This is a genomic window from Leisingera sp. ABM4_103, from assembly GCF_056158685.1.
Genome location: NZ_JBSWTU010000006.1, coordinates 44,128 through 67,878, shown reverse-complemented (window position 1 = coordinate 67,878; position 23,751 = coordinate 44,128). Strand labels below are relative to the sequence as shown.

Sequence of the window (23,751 nt, the reverse complement as noted above, 5' to 3'; positions counted from 1 at the left end):
ACTTCGAACCTTACCGCAAATATGGTGACGGGGGCGGTCCGCCTAGCCCCACCAGAAGCACGGTGCCAAGGCGCAGGCGGCCTTCCGCCCATCCCGGCAATCGCAGACGGGCGGCCAACACTCATTCCAATGGCCAAAAAAGCGGGATCAACAGCACCGTGATCGTGCCAACGATGATGTTCATCGGCACCCCGATCCGCAGAAAATCGGTGAACCGGTAGCCGCCGGCCCCATAAACCAGAGTATTTGTCTGGTAGCCGAGCGGCGTGGCAAAACTGGCAGAGGCGGCAAACATGACAGCCACGACAAAGGCGCGCGGCTCGACACCCATGCTGGCGGCCAGCCCCGCTGCCAGGGGGGTCATGATAACGGCGACAGCGCTGTTGGTCAGCATTTCGGTCAGGATTGAGGTAACGGCATAGACAATGGCCAGAGCAACCCAGGGGCTTACCAGCTGAAAAACCGGGCTGAGAGAACCCACTATCAAATCCGCTGCTCCGGTCTGCTCCAGAGCACTGCCAAGGACCAGCATCGAAACGATCAGGATCAGCAGACGGCCGTCCAACGCCGCAAATGCTTCATCGGGTTCAATGCAACCGGTCAGCAGCACCAGCGCCGCCCCGATCAGAGCCAGGGCGAGAATCGGAGCAACGCCGAGGCCTGCCAGCACCACCACCGCCAGCAGGATTGCCACAGCCACGGGTGCTTTGCGGTGCCGGAAAGCCCGGACCTGGAAAGGCGAAAGAGAAATCAGCTTCTGGTCCCGCGCCAGGCGCTGAACGTCGCCGGGCGCCCCCTCTATCAACAGCGTATCGCCTGTCTTCAGCGCCGTGTGCTCCAGCCTTACTCCAACCGAGGCTCCCTTGCGATGCAACGCCAGGGGATAGACACCAAACCGCCGCCTCCACCTGAGCCGCCCCAGTGTCCGGCCTAGGGCCTTGGAATCCGGCCCCACCAGCAACTCAGCCGTCTGAGCCTGCCGCTTCCGGCCGCTTTTCAAATCGGGAAGTTCCACCCCGCGGGCAATACCTTCACTGATTGCCATGAGGCCCGTGTCCCGGGTCTTGAGTACCGCGATATCGCCTGCTTCCAGCCTGACCGCAGCCAGATCCCTTCGAAGGGAGGCATCCCCGCGCACTACGTCGATCACACGGCCGCCGCCTCTGGTCAGTTCCGGTGCCGCCACTGGCGGCATGCCGATCAAAGGCGACCCAACCGGGATGAACACATCTACCAGCCAGCTCCTTGCCTTCTGATCTGCAGCCGTGTCGGACACTGTTTTTCGGTCAGGCAGCAGGTACTTTGCGGTGAGCGCAAGAAACCCGCCGCCCGCCGCCAGAACCGCAAGGCCCAGCGGCGCGATTTCGAACAATCCGAATGGCGCCATCCCCAGGTCACGTGAAATGCCGTCAACCAGAAGGTTGGTGGAGGTGCCTATCATCGTGACCGTGCCGCCCAGGATTACGGCATAGGACAGCGGGATCAGCAGCCGTGACGGCACTGTCCCGGCCTGTCTGGCCAGTCCGATGGCAACCGGGATCAGCACCATCACGATCGGAGTGTTGTTCAAAATCGCCGAGGCCGCCGCCGCCACGATAAAGAACATAGCCACTGCAAGCCCGGCATTCCGCCGTGACAGCCGGCCCATGAACGCGATCAGCACTTCCAAGGCACCGGTCCGCACCAGTGCCGCGCTGAGAATGAACATCACACCAATTGTCACCGGTGCAGGATTTGCAAGCGCCGCCAGAACGTCGCTCGTTGTCACCAGTCCCAGCGCCAGGGCCGTGCAGGCCCCCGTAAAGGCAATCATGTCTGCTGGCCGGCGCTCAGTTGCAAATGCTGCAAAGACGGCTCCGATCAGCAGCAGCGCCGCGGCGGGGGCATAATTGCCTAGGTCAATGAGCATCGTGAAATCCCGCTGGTGTTCTGCTTTTTTCTGCACTGAGGCTTGCGGCAGCTTTGCGGCGTTGCTGTGAGGCTTCCGGAGTGATCAGCTTGATCACGCCGGAGTGCCTGGAGGGGGAGGCGTTTCCTGTCGCTGGGAGATTTTTCTACTGCGCCAGTCGCCAAGAAAAAGCAGGATCGGCGCGGCAATAAAGACCGATGAGCCCGCGGCAACCACGATGCCGAACACCATCGGGATTGCAAAACTCTGCACCGCTGCACCGCCCCAGATCGCCATCGGCAGCATCGCTGCAAGCGCGGTGGCCGAGGTGTAGAGCGAGCGCGCCAGCGTCTGGTTGATCGACAGGTCGATCAGCTCCCGCAGCGGCATTGCGGGGTAACGGCCGATGTTTTCGCGCATCCTGTCATAGACGACGACCTTGTCGTTGACAGAGTATCCGATCAGCGTCAGCAGCGCCGCGATGGCGGTCAGGCCGAAATCGAGACCGGTAAGCGCAAAGAACCCCACCGTCTTGGTGATGTCGAGAACAAGGGTTGCGATGGCACCGACGGCGAATGGCCAGTCGAACCGCGCCCAGATGTAGATCAGCATGGCGAGGCTGGCTGCGCCAACGGCAAGGATGCCGGCAAACGCCAGCTCGGCGCTGACCCGCGGCCCAATGATCTCGACGCGCTCAAAGCTGGCGTCCGGGGCCGCGTTTGCAACGGCGGCGCGGACCTGATCGGCGGCGCGCGTTTGCGCCGCTTCACCGCCCGGCTGCTCTTCCACCCGGATCAGCAGGCTCCGGCCTTCGTCCGATTGCTGGAGCGAAACGTCGCCGAGCCCCAAAGCCTCCACGCCGGCTCTGAGACCGGCCATATCGGGTGCCGCCTCGAATTGCGCCTCGACCAGCGTGCCGCCGCGGAAATCGACACCGTAGTTCAGGCCGGGTGCGGCGAACAGCACGATTGAGGCGGCCGAAAGCACGACAGACAGGCCAAGCCCGGCAAAGCGCATCCGCATGAACCGGAAGGCAGGTGCGGTTTGCGGCCGCAGGAAGCCGAGCGGCGCGCGGATTTCGAAAGTCTTGGGGCGGCGGGTGCGCAGGTAGATATCCATCGCCGACCGCACGACAGTGACGGCGGTGAAAATCGAGATCAGGATACCGAGGCCCATGGTTATGGCGAAGCCCTTTACCGGCCCCGAGCCGAGCCAGAACAGCAGCGCCGTGGCGATCAAGGCGGTCAGGTTCGAGTCGAGGATGGCACGATAGGCCCGGTCGAACCCCGCCTGAACCGCCGATGCGGCGCGTTTGCCGCGCGCAGTTTCCTCCCGGATGCGCTCGTTGATCAGAACGTTGGCGTCAACTGCCAGCCCCATGCCGAGGATGAGGCCCGCGATCCCTGGCAAAGTGAGCGTAGCGCCGAGCAGGGTCAGGGCTGCAATGGTCAGCACAACGTTCAGCAGAAGCGCGCCTGTCGCCACTATGCCCCAGCCGCCGTAGAGCAGGATCATCACGGCAGCAACCAGGCCAAAGCCGGCGAGACCGGTCCACAGCCCGCCCGCAATGGCATCAGCGCCGAGGTCGGCGCCCACGGTGCGCTCTTCGATCACCTCAAGCGGAACCGGCAAGGCGCCCGCCCGCAGCAGTGCCGAAAGCGTCGCTGTCTCCTCGACGGTGAAACCGCCGCTGATCTCGCCCGACCCGCCCAGGATCGGTTCGCGGATCACCGGCGCGCTCAGCACCTCGCCGTCGAGCACAATGGCAAACGGCTGACCAACCAGCGACTGCGTCAGTTCACCAAAGGTCACCGCGCCCTGGGTGTCAAAGCGGAAATGCACCACCGGCGCGCCGGTCTCGGGGTTGAATGCCGCCGACGCGTCGGCCAGCCGCTCGCCGTCCAGCGCCGGCGCCGCTTCAATGGCGAGGAAACCGGATCCGTCGGCCATCGCCAGACGCAGCGTGTCCGGGCTGAGCGGGCGGCCCGCGCCGGGATCAAGGGTCACGCGGTGGAAGGTCAGCTCCGCGGTACTGCCAAGCAGGGCGCGCAAGGCGGATGGATCAGCGACACCCGGCATCTGCACCAGGATGCGGTCGCTGCCCAGCCGCTGGATCGAGGGTTCGGCAACACCGGCTTCGTCGACGCGCCTGCGCACCACCTCGATGCTTTGCGCCATGGCATCGGCCTGGGCCGTTGCTAGGTATTCCTCGCGCAGAGCCAGTCTCAGGCCGCCGCCCTCTGTTTCAGTTACGGAATAGGCTGGCTCCGTCCGGGCAAGGGCACTGCGCTGGAAAGAGGGCAGGGCCGCGTCAACCGCGGTCCGCAATGCCGCGGCGGGTGCGCCGGCGCCATCCGGCCGGACAATCAGGGCCTGTCCCTCAACTGTGATGCGTGCCTGCACACCCTCATCCGATAGGGCGCCGGTCAAGTCTGCACGGGCTTCGGCCAGCAGATCTTCCGCAAGAGCGGCTTCGCTGGCCCGCAGCGTCAGCGAAGCACCGCCCCGCAGATCTAGACCAAGTGCAACGGGTGTTTCAGGCAGCCAGCCTGGCAGGGCGCGCGCGGCGTCGCGCGGCAGGAAGCTCGGAAGCGCAACGGCTACCCCCAGCAGGATTACGAGCGCATAGGCGGCAAACCGCCAGACAGGTATCTTCAAGATTGACCCTCAAGCGCCCCGCATGGCCGGGGGCGCAGCGACCGCTTGCCGAAGAAGGCAGCACGCAGGCGCAAGGGGGCGCCGGTGGAGGGTCTGCAGCAGGCCACAGTGAAATCAGCACCGGTTGAATGGAGTTCAATGGGGGGGCGAAAATAATTGCTCTGCCGGCCGAGACCAATTGCGTACCTTGTCTGGCTGCTCAGGAAAGGCCGGCTGCGAAGAACCCGGTAGCCGGCCTTGCCAAACGGAAACAGCTGGCATTCAATTGGCAAAATTTTGAAAGATCGAGTAGGCAAAGCGGCAGAACGGCCTGATGTACGACGTCCCGTCATATCTAATCGCATTTATTTTGCTTGTCCTGATGCTGGCTGCCATTCAATTGGGCGGTGTTCTCGGCAGGCGTCTCGAAAGCCGCGAGAATGAGGAAAGCAAGGGACAGGCGAACGCGGTCCAGGGCTCTTTGCTTGGTTTGCTGGCATTGTTGCTGGGCTTCACCTTCTCCCTCTCCCTCGGGCGTTTCGATCAGCGTTCACTTGAAGTGGTGACCGAGGCAAATGCAATTGGAACGGCTTGGCTGCGGTCCGACCTGGTCGGAGAAACGCGGCGCGACGAAGCCAAGGAGCTGCTTCGGCGGTACGCTGATTTGAGAGTTGAAGCGGCTGGGGTCTCAGCATCCGACGCGGAGACGCGCAACGAGTTGATCGCAATGGCTGAGGCGGTATTTGCAGATCTTTGGCGTCTGGCCTCCGATGAGGCGCGCGAATTTCCGACCCCCGTGGCGATGGCTTTCTCAGCAAGCCTCAATGAAGTTATTGACACGCTTGCAACCAGAGACGCTGCGATTAACCGGCACGTGCCTGAACTGGTGCTGTATTTGCTCTTCGCCACATTTGTCATGCTGGGCGGTGTAGTCGGGTATTCATCCGCTATTTCAAACGTTCGCCCTAGTGTTCCAGTTTACGCGCTGATGATGTTAATCGTTGTCCTTGTTTTTCTGATAATCGACCTTGACCGGCCGCGCCGAGGACTGATCGAAGTCGATCAAACCAAGCTGATTGCCACGGCAGCTGCAATGACGCCTTAAACTCGCACCTGTTGAGCACAGCAGTATTCTGATTGCCGGCCGGATATCATTCAGCCCGATCGGCCAAAGCCTGCCAGGCTTGCAATGACCAGAAGTAACACAGCATTCTGCGCCGCAGATGAGTTCGGCAACGTCTGCGATCCTTTTCCGGAAGCGTACTGCTGGGGTTGCCAGAGCCGCAACTGAGCGGTTGCAGACGGACAAAAAGGCGCCCGCAAAGGAAACCCCCGCGAGCGCCGTAAAACGGTCTTCCGGCCAGCCTGAGCAGCCTGCTTATTCGCCAGCCCCGACAAGAGCCTTGCCGCCCCTGTAGGCCAGCTTGCCTGCACCGACTGCGCCTTTGGCAACAACTTTGCCCGTGCCAGCGGCAATGCCCACTGTGTTGTCGATTGCCTGATCGGTCGAGCAGGCAGACAAAACGGCAGCCGCGGAGATCAGAGCTGCGATGGTCATCTTGCGAACAACGTCAAATTTCATTTCGGTCTCCTTTTCCCAACAAAGGGGGTTAATGGGCGTGGAGGCAAACCGCGGGGGCGGTGCGTCGGGGATCGTCCCCATCACGCTTCTCAGCGGCACATCAGTTTCTTCGGTCCGCCTCCATGGCTTTTAACTAGAGGGTTTCTTTGGCGCAGAAAAACGAATAAGAAGCATGTTTATCTCAAGTAAGGCTTATGGGTGCTGTGATGGATATCAGCCTGGTCCGAACCTTCCTTGAAGTTGCTGCCACCGGATCTTTCGTAAACGCCAGCGAACGGCTGTTTGTCACACAGTCCGCGGTCAGCCTGCGCGTGCAGCGCCTGGAGGACGCATTGGGCAAGCCTTTGTTCACCCGCTCCAAGGCGGGCGCAGAGCTTACCTCTGCAGGCCGGGAATTTGAGCGGTATGCACTATCTCTGATCAAGATCTGGGAAGAGGCGCGCCAGCAGGTGGGTGTGCCGGAGGGCTATACCAAGTCCCTGACAGTCGGAGCCCAGTATTCGCTGTGGCCCCGGCTGGGGTTCAGCTGGATCGACACCATGCAGCAGGCAATGCCGACACTGAATATCCGGGCAGAGTTGGGCATGCCGGACCGGATCATGCGCTTTCTTATCGAAGGTGTTGTGCAGATCGGGCTGATGTACAATCCGCAGCTGCGTCCCGGCCTTACAGCCCGGAAGGTCATTGAGGAGGAGCTTGTGCTGGCAGCTTCTTGGCCTGCGACGTTTGAAGAGATCGTTCCCCACTATGTCTTTGTCGATTGGGGACCGGAGTTTGTCCACGCCCACGCGCTGGAGCTGCCGGACTTGACAAACCCAGGGCTCACCCTATCGCTTGGCGCAATGGCGGCGGAGTACATCGTCTCGCGGCGGGCAGCGGCCTATCTTCCTGCACGCTACATCAAGAAATACCTGGATGACGGCAGGCTGCATCTGGTTCCGGATGCTCCGGTATTCCCGTACCCGGTGTGGTCGATCTGGCGCGACGACCTTGATCCTGAAGTTCGCGTAACCGCGGAGGCCACCCTTGTTGCGATTCAGTCACAGATTGATGCCGACCAAAACGCAGTCCTCGCCGAGCTTTGCGATATCAGCGCCGGTCACACGGTCGAAGTGCTTGGAAACATTGAAGGTGAGCATTGACGTGAGTAATTCTCGTTTCATCATCAATTATTTCGAATTTCACTAATTTCATCGGGTTTTTTATCTCCATCCTTGGCAGAGATGCCCCCGCTCTTTCGGGACGGGTCACACTGTTGGGAAAGGATAGACCCATGAAAAAACGCAATACTTTGGCCGCGTCGGTCCTGGCTCTTCTGGTGGCTGCTCCTGTTTTCGCACAGGGCGCAATCGTCGGGATCGAGGATCTGGACGACCGCATCGACGATATTCAGGAAGATGTTGGTGATGAACTTGCAGAAGGCAGCGACAAGGACCGCTTTAGCACCAACCAGTACGCTCAGGGCTGGACCGGCAGCGCCTCGCTCGGCTTCTCCGGCACTTCGGGCAACACCGACACCGCCGACCTCGATTTCGCAGGCCGCCTCCGTTATGGCAACGGTCCCTGGAATCACACTTTCGGCTTTGCGGGTGAGTTCTCCGAAGACAATGACGTGCGCAACAAGGAAGAGATCTTCGTCACCTATGACGTGAACCGCTACCTGACCGGGCAGTTCTACCTCTTCGGCCTGGGATCGGTCCGCTACGACGATTTCGACTCCAACCGTCTGGACAGCTTCATTGGCTTCGGCCCCGGCTACCGGGTGATCAACACTCAGGACCAGACCTGGCGGATCCAGGCCGGCCCGGGCGTGCGCTACATCGAGGACCAGCTGGGCAATGACAGCACCGAATTCGCGGGTATTGCAGCGTCGCGGTATTACCTGGCAATCAGCGAAACCGTGAACCTAACCATGGACACCGATGTGCTGTTCTCGGACGAGGACACCGTGGTGACCAATGACCTGGGCGTGAACTTCAAGATGACGGACCGGCTCTCAACCCGCGTCTCCTACCGGACCGAGTGGGACAGCGACCCGCTGCCGGGCCTGAAGAGCACCGACAACAAGCTTGGTGTGTCCCTGGTCTATGGCTTCTGACGAAGCCTGATTTTCCCTCGATAACTCGGGGCGGAGCGATCCGCCCCCCTTTCTAAACATCCAATGCGGAAGGGCTTTCCCATGTCGAATTGGAAGAAGCTGGCGGAAGCAGATTTCGGCTATATTGAGGCCTTGACTGCAACAGCGAACGGCACGGTCATTGGCTACCGCCTTGTTGGCGCTTCAGCGGGCCCTCAACTGGTCGTCGCGGGGATCTGCCCATCCTCTGAGCACATATTTGACCGGCTGCTGTCGATCCCGACGTTGCCCTGGATGCGTGGAAGCCTTGTGCTGATCCGGACCGGCGCCTTGGACAACTTGCTGAGCGATCTGCCTTCAGTCTCGGTCCTGGGGGAAATCGACCGGACGCTGGTGCTGCCGTTCTCAGATACAGACCAAGCTGATGAGACGATCATCAGGCGCAGCTACCACCAAGTGCTTCGCACTTGTGCAAGCCTCGGCATGATCTCCGGGCGCGGCGTACCCCATTACCGGTCCAACTGATCCTCCACCCGCTTGGCCGTCATCAACGCTGTCAGCTCAATCGGACCACTTCATTTGATGACGGACACCCACAAGTGCTGTTGTCAGACATGGTCGCGGTAGGCATCGCAACATTCGTGACGCTGTAGAGATTGCGACGATTGTAATCTGCAAACCACGGAACAGACCATGTTGCCTTCGCCATTGGGTGAACGTCCTATTTTTGAATGTGTTTCAAAAGAGAGGTGCGCCGTTGTTTTTCAAAGACGGCGCACCCTATTTTCAATCGAAGAAGTCCGAAAAGATCGACTTCTCCTTGTGACGCCGGTCAGGATTTTCGCCGTCGTAGCGTCGATCTCTATGTCGGTCTTCGTAGCGGTCGTCATCGCCATCAAGCAGCGACGACGCCAGCCCCATCAAACCGCCTGAACGCCCATCACGGTTTCTCGAAGGCGGCAGTGGTGGTGCGGAATGCTCCTGTGACCGCTCGATGATTTTGTCGAGCTCGCCCCGGTCTAACCAAACACCGCGACAGGACGGGCAATAGTCGATTTCCACCCCGTTCCGGTCTGACATCGCCAGACCGGTTTCGCAAACGGGGCAGAGCATTGCTGCAACTTCTTTTTGAGTGCGCATCTTTGGTTATCCTTCCTGACGCTGGCCGAAGAGGCTCAGAATCATCTGAAACAGGTTTATGAGGTTCAGATAGAGCGAAAGCGCGCCCATGATCTGAAGCTTGCCAAGGTCTTCTGCAGCGGACGTGCCCGCCATATTCCGATGCGTCAGATACTCATTGCGCAAACGCTGCATGTCCCAGGCCGTGAGACCGGTGAAGACAATCACACCCACAACCGAGATCGCCATCGACAACACACCGGAGGCAAGGAACAGGTTGAGGATGGTAGCACCGATCACACCGATCAGGCCCATCATCAGGAAACTGCCCCAGCCAGACAAATCACGTTTTGTCGTGTAGCCCCAGATAGCCATCGCAAGGAACACGATAGAGGCGCTCAGGAAAGCCTGAACGATGCTCGTGCCAGTGAAGACCAGCAAGATGCTCGCAAGCGACACGCCCACCAGAGCAGCAAAGCCCCAGAAAAGGCTGTGCAACGTGGCTAGCGAGAGCTGCTCGAACCGGAACGATACAAACAGCACGACCGCGAGAGGGGCGAAGATCGCGACCCATTTCAAGGGCGTGCCGAAGATCAGAGCTGTCAGCGGTGCGACGTTCGCTACGACAAAGGCTGTGAGTGCAGACAGCACCAGTGCCCCGCCCATGTAGGCGAAGACACCATTCAAGTATCGGAACAAGCCCATATCATACTGGCTGCTTGCGATTGATGCGGAGCCATGACCGCGAACAAGTTTTTCCACCCAAGGACTCCTTTCATTCCTAATGCGGAGAAGGTGGCCATAGGTTCAGTTTTGAGGAAAACCGGTTGGACACCCCCCTCCTGGGGAGCGATCCGACATCACGGCGTTGTCTTTTGGACAAAGCACGTCAGAGGGGCCCGGCTCGCATGGGAGAAATGGATATGGGGCGAGACTCATTCAAGGAGCTCGTGAAATGATTTTCGCATCGGCGCACGCAGTGCAAGCGCGACAGTTTGACTGCTGCGATTTGCTCAATTGCACCCATCATTCGCCATCATGTCGTCGGGCAACTGAGTATTGCACAAGCGGCCTGTTGAAAGGTCCGTCTGGTCAAGGACGGCACCTTCAAAAACGGCCCCCATAAGGTCAGCGCCATCGAAGCTGACATTTACCAGAACCGCGCCCACAAAGCTCGCACCACGAAGATTGGCACCATTAAAGTTCACATTTGTGAGCCGCGCTCCGTCAAAAATGGCAAGTGACAAGGTCGCTTCATTGAAGGAGACCTCGGTGATTTCAGAGCCCTCCAGTTCTACACTCGTAAGACGGGCCTCACGGAAGTCGCCATCTCGGAGGATACATCCCGCGCATTGGCCCATCATGCGTATTTCTGTGGGGGCGTTCTCTTGCGCTGCGCCCGCATGGGCGAAGACAGCCAGCACCATAGAGGCTATGATCGCACGCAAGTTGTGAAACATTTTAGTGAAATTCCAGACAGGTAGGCTTGGTTTCTTAGCCCGCACTTGCTGGCATCGTCCGAGAATTATTTAGGATGTCACGATCAAGCATTCAAGATGTCGGTCGCCGTCCAAGGGATGCATCTAACGATGTATGTGGCCACCTCTCTCGGAACGGATGGCAAACCCTGCTGTTTCTGCCTAATGTCGGGTACCATTTCGGCAAGAAGGTTTGACGTATTTTGAGATCGACGCCTGAAGCCTTTCGGTGCCTTCAGGAGATTGGATCGCTCTCATGCTCAAAAGCCTGCTTTCGCTCACCGCGCTTCTTATGGGGTCTGCCTTCCTGCTGTTTGCAGGCGGCATAAATGCGCTGATCCTGCCTGTGCGTGGTGAGGCAGAAGGTTTTACTGCCGCATCGCTCGGTCTCTTGGGTACCGGATGGGCGATTGGCTATGTGGCAGGCTGTTTGCGCACACCGACGCTGGTCGCTCGGGTCGGCCACATCCGGGCCTTCGGAGCTATGTGCGCCATCGCAGCCATTGCAGTTCTTCTATCACTGGTTTTCATCACGCCCTGGGTGTGGATCCCCGTGCGCGCGCTTTCTGGGTTTTGCTTCGCCGGTGCGGCAATGATTGTGGAAAGCTGGCTGAACGAACGCGCCGACGCGTCGTCGCGCGGGCGCGTCTTCGGTATCTATACGATGGTGAACCTGGCCGCGACGACGGCAGGCCAGATGGTGCTGACGCTTGGCGATGCTACTGGATATTTTTTCTTTGTGCTGGCGGCGATGGTCTATTGCTTGGCGCTCCTACCAACGGCAATCAGTGCGACGACGACGCCCCGACCGCTCACGCAAGTATCGCTCAATCTGCGGGGGCTTTGGAAAAACTCACCAATTGCCTTCTTCGCGGTCCTGATGGTCGGGGTCTCAAACGCGTCCTTCGGAACCTTGGCTGCCGTCTATGGCGCAAGGGTAGGACTGTCCCTCGCTGAAATCGCGCTCTTCGCCAGCATCCCGATCCTGGCTGGTGCGGCCATCCAGATCCCCGTAGGCTTCGCTTCGGATCGCCTGGACCGGCGTAAAGTCCTCATTGGCGTTACAGCCTTTGCCTTGCTGGCCGATGGAATGTTTCTATTCGTTGGAACAAGTAACCCGGCAATCATTCTGAGCCTTGCGGCCCTCTTTGGCGCATCCGTCTTCTCGATGTATCCCGTAATCGTGGCTCATGCGAACGACCATGCGGGACCCGGCACATACATCCAAGTCAGCGGCGGCTTGCTTTTGGTCTTCGGGCTCGGCTCAATCGTCGGGCCGACCTTCGCCGGTTTCGCCATGACATCTTTTGGTGCTGTCAGCCTCTTCGCAGTCACAGGCGCAGCTCATGTTTTACTTTTTCTTTTTGCGATCTGGCGTCTGCGTCATGCCCCTGCAGTTGCAGAGGAAAATAAAGTCGCCTTCAAAGCCAACCCCTTGGCCCGCGCTTCTACGCCAGAAACAGCCGCCCTCGGGGCAGATCAGGCGGAGCTGGACGCCGAACAAGCAGTGCAAACACCACTAGAAGCAAGTACCGCAAACAAATATCCAAGGGAATGAGTGCTATCTGTCGTGCAATCCGTCGAAGGTGTTCGAAAGGAGCTGACGTTAGACGGCAAACCCTATGCGACAGGCCTGATTGCGAAAGGGATCTTGCAATAGCTGCGGCGAAACCGAGCTTTCTCCGAGACCTGTAGGTTGACGGTCCCAAGTTCGCTCCAACATTCGCCAATGGCCAGTTTTCGCGCTGCTATACAGCATGGCATTTGCAGCATTTTTTGTGCTGCGTGCACGTGCAGAGTAAATCTAAGACTTCCGCTGTGGGCTCCGACCGGGCGTTCGCCGCGCCAGGCGTGAATGACGGCAGGCAGCCCATGTTGCCAATTGCGCCCCGCGCAACTGTACGTGGTGCCGCCTGCGATAGCCCAACAAATGAATTGCTGCTTCAGATCTCAAGATCCTCGAGGGGCTTCCCAGCTTCCAAAGCTTCGTGGACCCAAGCAGGTTTACGCCCGCGGCCGCTCCAGGTTTGGGATCGGTCAGCTGGATTGGCGTATTTAGCAGGTGCCTTTGCGCTTGACTTACGCCCTTTTCCGCCATGCAGAGCAATAGCCTCTTCAAAGGCCACGCCATGTTTTTCCGCAATGGCCAGCATTTCGGCATAAGCGCTTTTCTTTGCCTCGTCCTCTACTTCCACTTTGCGGACTTCGATTTCCTTGGCCAGCGCTTCCAATTCAGCGGCACTCAGCCCCTTTAGATCAATTGCCATATTTCACCTGTGTTTTCAGTTGTTCTCGGTCAAAGCAGATATACCCTTCTGAGGCAAGTAGCTGGCCACAGCGGTGCGGTATCCGTCGCAGTCCGATTTGGGGCCGGAGGCTGCTGATCGCACCTGGCGTTTGAACTGCCCCCTCCGGCTTGGCGGTTCACTACACCGCTCCGAGAAACCATATACAACGCATGCACCACGACCTTGACCATTTCGAGAAGATCGCTCGCGCCACTATAGCTTCCCTGCCGAGGGCCTTCAGGCCAGCTGCAGATAACGTCATTCTGCGCATTGCCGAATGGCCTGCGCCGGCCATGCTGGACGAACTTGGTTTTGCAGATCCATATGAACTGACGGGGCTCTACGAGGGAATACCTATGACCGAGAAATCGGTTCTCGATATGGCGCCACCTCCGGATGTTGTCTGGCTCTTCCGACAGCCGATTTTGGCGGAATGGCGTGACCGCGGTGATGTCGAACTGAACCAGTTGATCGCGCATGTTGTTATTCACGAGTTCGCCCATCATTTCGGATGGACTGACGAGGAGATCGCAGCCATCGACCAATGGTGGGTCTGAACCGCTCTTCAATGCCCAGGGGAAGTTGGCATTCGAGCTTACAGGTGATGTTGCCAAGACGATGGGGTGCCGCGAGTGCAGTCGACGGTTCGCAGCCCGCATCCGACATTGCGATAGTTGCGATTTATCAATCCCGCAGCTAAAAATTCCCGACATCGCCGGGAGAAGTCTCATGGGCCAATCACATCAAGAGCTTGATCGCCTCAACGCGCTGCTGCATGCGCTGCCCGTCGAAAACATGCCTATGTCGCTTAGCGAACTTGATGGCTACGTGACCGGCATTCTTTCTTGTAGTGACATGATCCCGCCCTCGGAATGGCTGCCCCATGTCTGGGGCGAGACCGGCGAAGCACATTTTCCTGACCAGAAAGCCGCAGAAGAAACGATCGGTGCTGTCATGGCGCATTACAATTCGGTGGCCGACGCGATGTCCCGCTCGTTTTGGATCGAGCCTGTCTACGAGGTTGATCCCAACAGCGACGAGACGATGTGGGAGCCTTGGGTCGATGGCTTCACCCGCGCCATGGGCTTGCGGCCGGAAGCTTGGGAACGCCTGCTCGATCAGACCGACGAAGAGACGCGGGCCACGATGATCTTTTTGATGGCGTTACAAGACATCTACACTGGCCAAAGCAAGTTCACGGACGACGAAATTGACCAGATCGACCTTGAAGCCCCCGATCTGATCCCGAATTGCGTAGCGACAATTCTGCACCAGTCACGTCCTGAACTTTCCCGCCCTGAGCCTGAAATTCTTTCCGGCATGCCTTTCAAGGCTGGTCCTCGACCAGGTCGAAACGAACCGTGCTCCTGCGGGTCGGGCCGCAAATACAAACAGTGTTGTGGTCGGAACTGACTGATCTCCAAAAATTTCATAGCAACCACCCGCAGAGCGAGGCACCGATCTAATCGGGGAGGATCTCGCAAACCGACCTGTCATCGGATCGGACCGCATGGGGCGGATCGGCTGCACCCAGCCCGGAGCAGACATAGACATGGTGGCGAGTGCCAAAGATGCTGTCGGTGCAAAATTCCATGGTGATTTTCCCGAAAACGGACCTTCGGCAGGGCCCAGCTACCTCATGTGATGCTGCGGGGTGAACCAGGGGCAGCGAAGCCGCAGGAAGCTGCCGGAGCAAAGTTGCGACCTGTGATCGCCCTTCAAGACGTGACCGGCCCTTTGCGGTCACTCATCTCTGAGATCGTTGCTGCAACGCGGCGTGCGCTTAGCTGCCGTTGATGATGGTCAACCTCGATAAGCCTCCGTCTCGACAGACCGGCCACCGGTGCTCGATTTAGCCCAGCTTGAAGGCTGGTCCGGTTACACATGCTAATCTGACTTTGCCAGAGTTTGGGTATTTTGACGTCAATGGAATTTGGGATGAAGGTCGCTGACTGTGAGTTGATCCTACTCGCCTGTTTCAAGCACTCTTTCGTCGTTTGTTGACGGCCTCGATCATCGGCTGAGGCCGAGATACGTCCAGAACCACAACCGAAAGCTTCTCCCTCAAGTGAAGCGGAAGATCATCTGCAAGCATCGCCTCAAGCGCCTCGGCACTCTCGGGACTGTCGGCGCCATCGCTTCGCTTCGGGGCCTTGAACTCGGTGCCGAACCAAAAGACGAGATAGATCCCGAAGCCGCAGGCGTCTGGATCCGCAGCATAACCCGCGAGCTGGGTCGAAGCGGCCGCCCAGAGTTCGACGTTGTAGTGCCGTTTGGCCTCAATTGGCAGATTCTTGCCGGCATGGCTCAGCATTAGGACGTCGACCCTAGTGTTTTCGCCGCGGCGGGCCTCGGGAAGGCCCGCTGCAATGCCGTATCCTTCGAATTGCGGACGAAGCAGTTCCAGGAGGCGGTCCCTGTCCTCGTTCTCGATCTGTGGTTCGGTTGCCGCTCCGTACTCATCGGTATTCCAGTACCGCTTCCAGGGCGTCTCGCTTCCGGTCCTGAGCGTGCTCTTGTACCTGTCGACCTCTTCTAGAACGATGGCCGCAAGGTCCGACGGAGTTGCCGGAGAGCCGTTTGCGAGCGCGCTAATCAGATGGCTCACTGAAGTAGCAGCGAATTGCTCATCGCGCAGCTTGCGGGCGTGCTCCGCTGCTGCATGAGCCATATGGGGCGCCCAGCTCAATTCGACCTCGGTAGCGAGTTTCTTCAGGTGTTCGCCTGCTTCAACCGAATCTGAAGTCTCCAAGACGCCGGATCGCGGCCCTGACAATCCCGCTGACTCCACCTGAGTGCCGCCAATCATCGTCGCGTGCCGGGTGTTTTTTTCCAAGAACGCCAATCCTGATTTTGTCCAGCAGGTCGATGTCCGAACATAACTCGTTGAATGTCTTGGCGAGGTCTCCGTTTGGAGCCAACAGAGCCGCTTCAAGGTCTTCCTCCGAAAGCCGATCGGCAAATTCCTCTGGCATCAGTGCTAGGCCGACGAATGACCAGATACTTCGTTGCGTCTGCTCGAGGTCATCACGTTCCAACGTGCGGCGTGCGAGTTCGACCAATTCATCGATACTCGAACTGCCTGCGCATGCCCCGATCGCCTGCCTTAGGGCGGGATCCGGCAGCCCCGGCCTCTCGCCAAGCAGGCCGAGCATGCACAGGGAGACCAGCGCCGGTTGACCTGCATTCGTAAGATGATGGATTGCATCAAGGTCATCATCGCCGGCATCGAGAGCGGCATTCCAGTACCGCAACATTATGTCAGCGCCTTGCTCAGGATCGCTGGCCAGGCGGTCGACTGCCCAAACGGCAATCGAGGGATCGTCGCCGGCGCTGAAATAAGCTTCCCGAAGCCCGACCAAGGCGATGATCAACGGAGATGCTTCGATGTCGTTTTCACGGCCATGCAATAGCGCCTGGTGCAACCCCGCCGCTACGACATACTCTTGCGGGTAGGTCCCAAGCTTAGCTTGGGCCTTGCCGAGATCTTCGACACCAACCTTGATGTCGGTATGGATCGCAAATTGGACGAAGCCTTCTGCGATCGCCGCGGCGATCTCCTCATTTGTGTATTTGACGATGTCTTCGAACGGCGATTTGTCTTTGCTGACCCGGGCATAGCGGTAGTGCCCGGCAGCCCAATTCAAGACGCCATATTGATCCGGGGCGCCACTCGATATTATGTCAATGACCGGAGTTAGCTCGGCGATGTTCGCTTTCCGCGAGTTTGCCGTTTTCTTTTCCAAGTTAGCCTTTCGCTTAGCCTCCTTCCTTTTCCAACTTGCGTTCGGGTCGGAGAGGAGAGACTTGATGAACCCCTTGAAACCCCGTTCCTGCTCCAGCAGCGACACGATCGGCTCTTGCCATTTCGGCCAGTGTGTTTCGCTGCGGGCCGCATACGCGGCGATCTGAAGTATTCGTTTTCTGGCTTTGCGCTCATTCGTCGCTTGAGCGATGTCCAACAACCCCCGGATCAATGCGTCGGAGGGTAGCCTTCTTGCGGTCGAGATATATTCGTTGCACACCACCCAGGGGCCTTCGTCGGAGGAGCTTTGGTCCTCGACGGCGAGGAACAACTCCAATTGCCGACGATCCGAATCGTGGTCAATCCACCTTCCAATGGCCTCAGCAACGTCGCTGTCGAGCATATCCCATCGATGTTCTCGGAGATTGCCGAGCCACGATAGAAGTCGGACGGCGGTTATATCCGGGTTGGCATCAACTGTGGCGACAAACGCGCGATTGAGGACCGACTGGACCTGCGATTTGTGCCGGCGCGCAACATCGCTTCTTCCAATACCCTTATCAAAGAAATCTGGCCGCGGAGAGCGCGCAATCGCTATGCTCAGAGAGACCAGCGAACCAGTGTCGTCGTTGTCCTCCCCATCACGGGTTTTCGCAGGCAAGCTGTCGAAATCCTCGAGCAGCGCGTGGAGATCGGAAAACTGAACATCCTGCGTTGATCTGTTCGACAGGACACGCGCACGGATCGCCAATTGGCCTCTGTCCACCGACATGCTGGCTAGATCGTCCAGCAGGCCACGTTGCAGTGTATCCGTGTCGGTGGCTTTCGAAACGAGTATTTCCGCCGCTCTCTCCCGCATCCAAAGAGGGCGGGTAGCGTTGAGGACGATCTCCCGCAGCTTCTCTGACATACGCTCAACAGGCGGACCGTCGGCAAGTGCCTGAAGGACGGTGACCTGCAGATGACTGCGGACCTCGCCGTCGAGAACCGCTTTGAAATCGTCAACGAGATCATCGCCAGCGAGCCCTCCAACGACAGTCGCGTCATCCTGCGAGGAGAGAAAAAACGGGTCATCACGATCCAGGTGATAGAGGATATGTCGCCGTCCGGCCGTGTCGAACGCCGCCGCGTCGCCATATGCCAGCACCGTCGCTGCATCATGCTGAATGAGCCGCCTTGCGCCGACGGGATCTCCCGCCGATTGCAGGTGGGCGGCAAACCACGCATAAAGTCCTCTGAGCTCGCTCGGGGCCTTCTGGTCGTTTCCGGTGATGAGAGCGATTGCCCGCCGCAACGGAAAAGCGGGCGTTTCTCCAGCGCCGATCACCCTTCTTGCCAAAAAACGTCCTGCCAAGAACTCAGCGACGGTTCGGTGAAACGGCGCGAAGGCATGTCCTTCGCCCCTGAACAGAGCGGTATCCAGTGCTCCTTCGAGGACTCGCGCCTCGAGTCCCAGGGCATGCGTGGCGACATACTCGTTGTCTTTTGCTCCGGGCGGCAACGCATTTGAGCGCCAGAGCGCTTTCGCCCCGGCGGCAAGAAGGTAGAAGCTCATGGCGGAAGCAGCGGCGAGGATTTCTTCCGCCCCCGGTCGTGGATCTGTTTCGCGCTCCGGGTCATGTTCATGGGCAAGCGCCAATGTGGCCCTCGCGAACAAATCAAAGCGAGAGGTTGGCCACACGCCGTTCGAAACGACAACCGAATGAAGCAATCTCAGACTGAGCGGATTTTCCAGAAATGCACCGGCACCTCGGTTCCGCGCTTCACCGACAAACCGCTCTGGATCGGGTTCTCCCAGAGAGACCAAGACCAATTGCGCCTCTTCGTCACTCAGCGGTAGGAGATGCACCACAACGATGGGCTCGTTGTTTGCCGCACGCCGCATCGCGTTAATGTCGGCGGTCGCGCGCCAGTCCTCAGCGCGGCAGGTGAGTCGCCATCTGCGAATGTTCCTCCTCGATATCGCGTTGGCGAGGCGCAGAAGTTTGTCTTTGCCGCCGTCACCTGAACGATATTCATCGAGGGCATCAAGATAGGCGGTTCCAGACACGCCAATCGGAGAGCCGTTCATCACTTCCCTGCAAGTTGCGACCTCTCCACCCTCGGCACGAGCCTCCAGTTCCAGAGCCGTCGATTTTCCCACGCCGGGCTCGCCGAGCAAAACAACATATGGCTGGCCGCGCAAATGGCTCAGCGGTTGAACCACACTCTCACCTTGAACTTGGACGGCGACTCGCCTGTCTAAGGATGCATTTTCCATTTCGGGAAGATACTGACCCGGGAGTGCTTTGAAAACATGAAGCAGAGCTAATTCACAGAGCGAGGCCAATGTCGGCTTTTTCTCAGAACAGCATGCAATTTGAGGACGCAGCGAATGATCGGTTTCCGCCCGACCTGCATGCGAACCCGTCGCGGCTATGCGACAGGCCGGAGGTCCGCTTCGGGCCGCCTTTGCAAGCGGCCCAAATTCTTCAAATTTCCACGCTTTCGGAGATCGCAAGAGCATCCTCCAGCTCGACGCCGAGATAGCGGACGGTGCTGTCCATCTTGGTATGTCCTAGCAGGAGCTGAACGGCCCGCAGGTTGCCAGTCTTTCTGTAGATATGCGCCACCTTTGTCCGGCGCATGGAATGCGTTCCATAGGATGTGGAATCCAGCCCGATGGACCTCACCCAGTCCCGCACGAGACGGGCGTACTGCCGCGTTGAGATGTGCAGACGATCGTGAAACCGGCCGGGCCAGAGGTATTCTGAGCCGACCATCATCGGTTCCTCCATCCATCGCGAGAGCGACTTGCGCGTGCCCTCCGTTATCTCGAAGCGCACTGGCCGCTGTGTCTTACTCTGGACAATTGAGGCGCGTTCCTTGACCTGGCCTGAAGCATAGACATCCGCGACCTTCAGTTTCACCAGGTCACAGCCACGCAGCTTGCTGTCGATAGCCAGATTGAACAGGGCGAGATCCCTGTGGTTCCCGGCGATTTTCAGGCGGACGCGAATGGCCCAGACGTGTTTTGGCAGGAGCGGCCGCTTCTGACCGACAACGCGCCCCTTATTCCAGGCCGGGCGGCACGCGCGAATGGCGGGTAAATTGGCAATAGGCATGATAAGCCCTCCAATCCGCCACGCCCTGCCACGACACCAACCCGACGTTGGTGAATAATTCTAACATGCTGATCCAGCAGCGCGGCTAGTTGCGGTTAGATCAACCGAGCGATGAGCTGGGGAATTCTCGGACCGAGAGCGAAGCTTCGAAGGTAATACCCTAGCCTGTGTCAGGATGAACGTCCGCAATTGATGGATTGGCTGGCAAGCCTCGCACTTGCAACATCCATCACCGCGTGTCTCATTCGCATGTCCGGTTCGGGCTGCCTGGCGTCGTCTGGCAGAAGCGTCCTGGTGAAGTTTCGCTGCAACGCTGCCGCCGCATCGCCGCAAGTCGGCAGCGAGCCCAACCTGTGAGTTCGAGTTTTTCGCTGCATGCGCACGCAGCACGCCTCCCTGCTGCACTGCCGAATTTCACTCGCTGCATAGCAGAGAAGAATGCAGGCATTCAGACCGCCTGTAAAATTCAGGTGTCAGCACGGTGCTGATGTCTGGGCTTGGCGGGAGGATTGGAGAGCTTACTATGCCAAGAGTCCAACTTCCCGCTGTCACCCCGAAACGAAGAGCCTGAAACAAGGGCCGGATCATCGGCCAGAAACGACCATTGTTGCCGAAACAGGTCTGGGCGATCCGCGTGCGGTTGGAACTGGCGGGCAACCTGCGCGATCTTTCGCTGTTCAACGTGGCAATTGATAGCAAGCTTCGCGGATGCGATTTGGTCAAACTGGCCGTCACTGACCTGGTGAGGGATGATCGCGTTCGTGAAAGAGTGTCCGTGACCCAGAGCAAAACCAAGCGGCCCGTTCAGTTCCAACTCTCTGAAAACACGCGGGACACTATTGCCGCGTGGATCAAGTCGCCGGAAATGAACGGCTGCCGTTTCATGTTCCCCAGCCGGTTTCATGACCGCCCACATATCTCAACTCGCCAATATGGCCGGCTTGTGCGCGATTGGGTGACGGCAATTGGGCTGAAACCCAGCGGATACGGCACCCATTCACTGCGCCGGACCAAGGCACCGGAGATATACCGCAAAACCGGGAACTTGCGTGCGGTGCAACTGCTTCTTGGCCATGCAAAAGTCGACAGCACTGTCAGATATCTTGGTGTCGAACTTAAAGATGCGCTGAGCATCGCCGAGCAAATCGACATTTGAACCACGTTGGCGGGCGGCGCGTGCCGTTCGCCAATTACGACCGGACCGGCCTTCGCGGCGAAGCAGAGGTTCGGGTCGAACCTGAAGCGGCCGTCGCCAATAAAGTTGGTCGCTGAGTGAGCACAAGGCGGGTCACAGCCATTAGTGGATTTGAGCTGGAGCTGAAAAAACCAGCGATCTCGAAAATTGCCCTTCAGAACAATATGTTGAGAAAAGCGTACTCGGCAGGTCCAGCCGGCACGCTAAGCAAGTTTGCAAAAATTTCACGTGGTCTCGAAGCTAGCCTCTTGTAATTACGGATCGCATACCCCATCTCGGTTGGGCAAAGCTTCTTCCTACGACCTTCTGTTTCCTAACGGCCCCAGTTGTTCCTATGTTGACACTGGGCCGGGCTATCGCATGTTGCGGATGGCAACTTTCAAGGAGACGACACGATGGCCAATGGCACCGTGAAATGGTTCAACTCTCAAAAAGGTTTTGGTTTCATCGCTCCCGAGCAGGGATCAAAGGACATCTTTGTCCATATTTCCGCTCTGGAACGCGCTGGCATCCAGCAGCTTAACGATGGCCAAGCCGTGACTTTCGACATCGAAAGCGGGCGCGACGGGCGCGAGTTTGCCAGCAATCTCGCACTTGCCTAAGCCTCTGCAGGCTTGAAACATTCAGCGGGAGCATACTTGCAATGCTCTCGCTTTCCGCATTTGCTGTGACCAACAGTCTGATGCGGCTTTCAAAAACCACCGAAAGAACAATCTTGATAGAAATCTCCTGGGGAACCCCCATGACCATTTTTCTGCCCTTCGAGGGGCGGACACGAAAAATCTCGACAATCGAACAAGCCCAATTCTGGCTGCAGAGAGCCTGGCCTGTTTCTGATCACAATAGAGATGTTGCGCTTGAGAAAATCGATGCAGCGATGGACTGTCTCGCACCTGTTGGTGCCGCCCGCGCAGCTTTCCTCTCGGCAGTCGGCTCTGCTGGATTTCACGCGGACGTCCCCGCCGCTGCGTAGAACACTGCAACGAATTGGTGATGCCACGGTGTTGCCCCGTCCTTCCGCCCCATAACGGACCAGGCAGAAGGCCCAAAACGGACCAGGCAGAAGGCCCAATCAGAACTTTCACGCAAAAATAGCCCTGCCCACAATCAGCCTCGTAGGAGTTGGACGATGACCAAGTTTAATATTGAAGAATTGAAACTAGCCGGCCTGTCCCGCAAGGAAACCACGATGGAAAGGACCGCTCGGGCCGCGCGTGAAATCCTGGAAGACGAAAATGAAATCCGGCGCAGTAAAATCGAGCGCCTACGGCGCTCCCGGCTTCAGTACAAGCGCAGCGGCCAGTGAATTGTAAGCCGCCTGGCGCCTAAGCCATACGAGCTGCAGTTCATTTGGACTGGCCCTCAGAGGCAATTGGTCTCAGGGTGAGGCGGCTGGCAGAGCGGCCAAGGACCGCCTCCAGGTTCAACGCAGACGTAGCGTTCCGTTCGGGGAGAGATTCCGGGTGCATGACAACTGGCAATCCCTCCTTTACCTAACTCATTTCTTTTCTAATCTGTTGCGCCAGATCCGGCTCAGTCCTGCCAGCCTTTGTAGCCCAATGGGCTGCCAAAGAGTAGAAGCCAGCTGGGGTTTAGCGAAGTACAGATCCAGCAAAACGAAAGTTTCTCTGCCCGGAGGGATTCAACGGCGGCCGGGCGAGCCGGATCTTACTGGAACAGCGTTTCGCCAAGCATTTGAAGACTTGCAGCGCCGACAGACCCGTTCACCGAACCCTTCGCTCCAGAAAACAGAATTGCACCGCAAGCAACGGCGCTCTCGCGGCACGTCTCCGCGGGCAGGAGTCACAAAGGCATCTTGTTCGTTTCTATCAGTCATCATGTGGTTCCTTACCGCCCGGTACGTCCGGTGCAGGGCTGACAACATTATTGGCGCGATTGTCGGCCGGAGGTGCCAAGCCTTCGTTCTCTGCTGCTTGGATTGCAAATGCGCTTGAGGGGCTTGCTTCTTCAGCACTCTGGGCAGCCTGTTCGCGATCCTGGTCTGAAACGCACTCGCCAAGGTATAAATGGCAAATCTGGGCCTCAGACACGCCGTCTGCCTGCATGACCAAGCGCACCATTGGGTCGGCGAGCATTTCTTCGAGGAAAAACTGCGACAAGTCCTTGCCCGACAACTTGTCCTTAGCCTGGGCGCTCTCGAGGTCCGCCAGTGAAACCGTCAGGCTGCGAGCCAGCCCTGGATGTGACACGCGCGGGTGCAACTGTATCACAACAGAAGCTTTCCAGGCCTGGGGTTTCAGGTGGCCGGGAGGTGCGGACAGTTCGGTTTCGATGTCATATTCCCCAGATGGAAGCATCTCGTCGAATCCAGGCAAGGTGAAAGGGTGGGAGAATACTGCGACAGCCTTGCTTGTCAGCTGATCCATTTTCTAATTCTCCTTTGCTGCGGTGCTGTTCTTGCCGCTCTGGCAAAGCGGAGTTGCCGCGGATTAACGGCGTCAAGAGTCTTTAGAGGGCAATCGGGGCTGGTCTTGCACATGAAAGCAGAACTGAACCCCGCTCTTTCTTTCTCGCATTCGCACCAGCCGAATTGTTCGAAAAAGCCGCGTCACCGGTGCCCAGACCAATGCCGGCGCTCAGGCCATTGAAAGAGATGCTGCGGTCGAGCGATTGCGAG

23 protein-coding genes are annotated in these 23,751 nt (G+C 58.4%); 11 read left to right on the top strand and 12 right to left on the bottom strand.

Translation table 11 applies throughout. From position 1 onward, the window contains the following. Positions 1-121 precede the first annotated feature (121 nt). Entirely contained in the window at positions 122-1,909 is a 1,788-nt protein-coding gene (locus ACXAED_RS21100) for an SLC13 family permease (protein ID WP_475053263.1), read from the bottom strand. A 93-nt stretch (positions 1,910-2,002) separates the two neighbouring features. Beyond that, positions 2,003-4,546, bottom strand: coding sequence for a protein translocase subunit SecD (gene secD, locus ACXAED_RS21095; protein ID WP_475053261.1), 2,544 nt, complete (start codon positions 4,544-4,546; stop codon positions 2,003-2,005). A 313-nt stretch (positions 4,547-4,859) separates the two neighbouring features. On the opposite strand from secD, the gene ACXAED_RS21090 reads away from it, so the two are divergent. Then, positions 4,860-5,630: a bestrophin-like domain gene (locus ACXAED_RS21090; protein WP_475053259.1), complete on the top strand. Its 771-nt coding sequence runs from the start codon at positions 4,860-4,862 to the stop codon at positions 5,628-5,630. Positions 5,631-5,903: 273 nt separating this feature from the next. Here ACXAED_RS21090 and ACXAED_RS21085 read toward each other — a convergent pair whose 3' ends face one another. After that, complete coding sequence (locus ACXAED_RS21085; protein WP_475053258.1) at positions 5,904-6,107, bottom strand: hypothetical protein; 204 nt, start codon at positions 6,105-6,107, stop codon at positions 5,904-5,906. Between the two features lie 206 nt (positions 6,108-6,313). Between ACXAED_RS21085 and ACXAED_RS21080 the strand changes: the two genes are divergently transcribed. The 3 genes from ACXAED_RS21080 to ACXAED_RS21070 all read left to right on the top strand — a co-directional run bounded on the left by ACXAED_RS21080 (position 6,314) and on the right by ACXAED_RS21070 (position 8,709). Further along, on the top strand, positions 6,314-7,249 hold the full coding sequence (locus ACXAED_RS21080) for a LysR family transcriptional regulator (RefSeq protein ID WP_475053256.1): 936 nt from the start codon (positions 6,314-6,316) through the stop codon (positions 7,247-7,249). 131 nt (positions 7,250-7,380) lie between these two features. Then, positions 7,381-8,205, top strand: coding sequence for a DUF481 domain-containing protein (locus tag ACXAED_RS21075; protein ID WP_475053255.1), 825 nt, complete (start codon positions 7,381-7,383; stop codon positions 8,203-8,205). A gap of 81 nt (positions 8,206-8,286) precedes the next feature. Beyond that, the gene (locus ACXAED_RS21070) at positions 8,287-8,709 is read left to right on the top strand and encodes a hypothetical protein (RefSeq protein ID WP_475053254.1); all 423 of its coding nucleotides are present in this window, start codon (positions 8,287-8,289) and stop codon (positions 8,707-8,709) included. Between the two features lie 261 nt (positions 8,710-8,970). Here the strand turns inward: ACXAED_RS21070 and ACXAED_RS21065 are convergent, their stop codons facing one another. From ACXAED_RS21065 to ACXAED_RS21055, 3 genes are all read right to left on the bottom strand, one after another. Then, the gene (locus ACXAED_RS21065) at positions 8,971-9,324 is read right to left on the bottom strand and encodes a TFIIB-type zinc ribbon-containing protein (protein WP_475053252.1); all 354 of its coding nucleotides are present in this window, start codon (positions 9,322-9,324) and stop codon (positions 8,971-8,973) included. A gap of 6 nt (positions 9,325-9,330) precedes the next feature. Continuing rightward, positions 9,331-10,065, bottom strand: coding sequence for a Bax inhibitor-1/YccA family protein (locus tag ACXAED_RS21060; protein WP_475053251.1), 735 nt, complete (start codon positions 10,063-10,065; stop codon positions 9,331-9,333). 251 nt (positions 10,066-10,316) lie between these two features. Then, a complete protein-coding gene (locus tag ACXAED_RS21055) occupies positions 10,317-10,763 on the bottom strand; it encodes a pentapeptide repeat-containing protein (protein WP_475053250.1) in 447 nt (148 codons plus the stop codon). Positions 10,764-11,037: 274 nt separating this feature from the next. On the opposite strand from ACXAED_RS21055, the gene ACXAED_RS21050 reads away from it, so the two are divergent. Then, positions 11,038-12,339, top strand: coding sequence for an MFS transporter (locus ACXAED_RS21050; RefSeq protein ID WP_475053249.1), 1,302 nt, complete (start codon positions 11,038-11,040; stop codon positions 12,337-12,339). 385 nt (positions 12,340-12,724) lie between these two features. On the opposite strand, the gene ACXAED_RS21045 is transcribed toward ACXAED_RS21050, so the two are convergent. Next, entirely contained in the window at positions 12,725-13,048 is a 324-nt protein-coding gene (locus ACXAED_RS21045; protein ID WP_174149235.1) for an H-NS histone family protein, read from the bottom strand. A gap of 191 nt (positions 13,049-13,239) precedes the next feature. Between ACXAED_RS21045 and ACXAED_RS21040 the strand changes: the two genes are divergently transcribed. Together ACXAED_RS21040 and ACXAED_RS21035 are read left to right on the top strand one after the other, a co-directional pair. Then, the gene (locus tag ACXAED_RS21040) at positions 13,240-13,626 is read left to right on the top strand and encodes a metallopeptidase family protein (protein WP_259943551.1); all 387 of its coding nucleotides are present in this window, start codon (positions 13,240-13,242) and stop codon (positions 13,624-13,626) included. 172 nt (positions 13,627-13,798) lie between these two features. Further along, positions 13,799-14,482, top strand: a complete 684-nt coding sequence (locus ACXAED_RS21035) for a UPF0149 family protein (protein WP_264214304.1) — start codon at positions 13,799-13,801, stop codon at positions 14,480-14,482. Between the two features lie 49 nt (positions 14,483-14,531). Here ACXAED_RS21035 and ACXAED_RS21030 read toward each other — a convergent pair whose 3' ends face one another. From ACXAED_RS21030 to ACXAED_RS21015, 4 genes are all read right to left on the bottom strand, one after another. Beyond that, complete coding sequence (locus tag ACXAED_RS21030; RefSeq protein ID WP_475053247.1) at positions 14,532-14,663, bottom strand: hypothetical protein; 132 nt, start codon at positions 14,661-14,663, stop codon at positions 14,532-14,534. Positions 14,664-15,047: 384 nt separating this feature from the next. Beyond that, positions 15,048-15,740, bottom strand: coding sequence for a hypothetical protein (locus ACXAED_RS21025; protein WP_475053245.1), 693 nt, complete (start codon positions 15,738-15,740; stop codon positions 15,048-15,050). Between the two features lie 58 nt (positions 15,741-15,798). Further along, complete coding sequence (locus ACXAED_RS21020) at positions 15,799-19,020, bottom strand: NACHT domain-containing protein (RefSeq protein ID WP_475053244.1); 3,222 nt, start codon at positions 19,018-19,020, stop codon at positions 15,799-15,801. A 265-nt stretch (positions 19,021-19,285) separates the two neighbouring features. Then, positions 19,286-19,918: a tyrosine-type recombinase/integrase gene (locus ACXAED_RS21015; protein WP_475053243.1), complete on the bottom strand. Its 633-nt coding sequence runs from the start codon at positions 19,916-19,918 to the stop codon at positions 19,286-19,288. Between the two features lie 583 nt (positions 19,919-20,501). On the opposite strand from ACXAED_RS21015, the gene ACXAED_RS21010 reads away from it, so the two are divergent. From ACXAED_RS21010 to ACXAED_RS20995, 4 genes are all read left to right on the top strand, one after another. Beyond that, positions 20,502-21,074 (top strand): tyrosine-type recombinase/integrase, encoded by a 573-nt coding sequence (locus ACXAED_RS21010; RefSeq protein WP_475053729.1) that lies wholly within the window; start codon positions 20,502-20,504, stop codon positions 21,072-21,074. 434 nt (positions 21,075-21,508) lie between these two features. Further along, positions 21,509-21,715, top strand: a complete 207-nt coding sequence (locus ACXAED_RS21005; protein WP_475033220.1) for a cold-shock protein — start codon at positions 21,509-21,511, stop codon at positions 21,713-21,715. A 41-nt stretch (positions 21,716-21,756) separates the two neighbouring features. Continuing rightward, positions 21,757-22,086, top strand: a complete 330-nt coding sequence (locus ACXAED_RS21000; RefSeq protein ID WP_475053242.1) for a DUF982 domain-containing protein — start codon at positions 21,757-21,759, stop codon at positions 22,084-22,086. Positions 22,087-22,242: 156 nt separating this feature from the next. Then, entirely contained in the window at positions 22,243-22,419 is a 177-nt protein-coding gene (locus ACXAED_RS20995; RefSeq protein ID WP_475053241.1) for a hypothetical protein, read from the top strand. A gap of 523 nt (positions 22,420-22,942) precedes the next feature. On the opposite strand, the gene ACXAED_RS20990 is transcribed toward ACXAED_RS20995, so the two are convergent. Then, positions 22,943-23,500 (bottom strand): hypothetical protein, encoded by a 558-nt coding sequence (locus ACXAED_RS20990; protein WP_475053239.1) that lies wholly within the window; start codon positions 23,498-23,500, stop codon positions 22,943-22,945. Between the last annotated feature and the right edge of the window lie 251 nt (positions 23,501-23,751).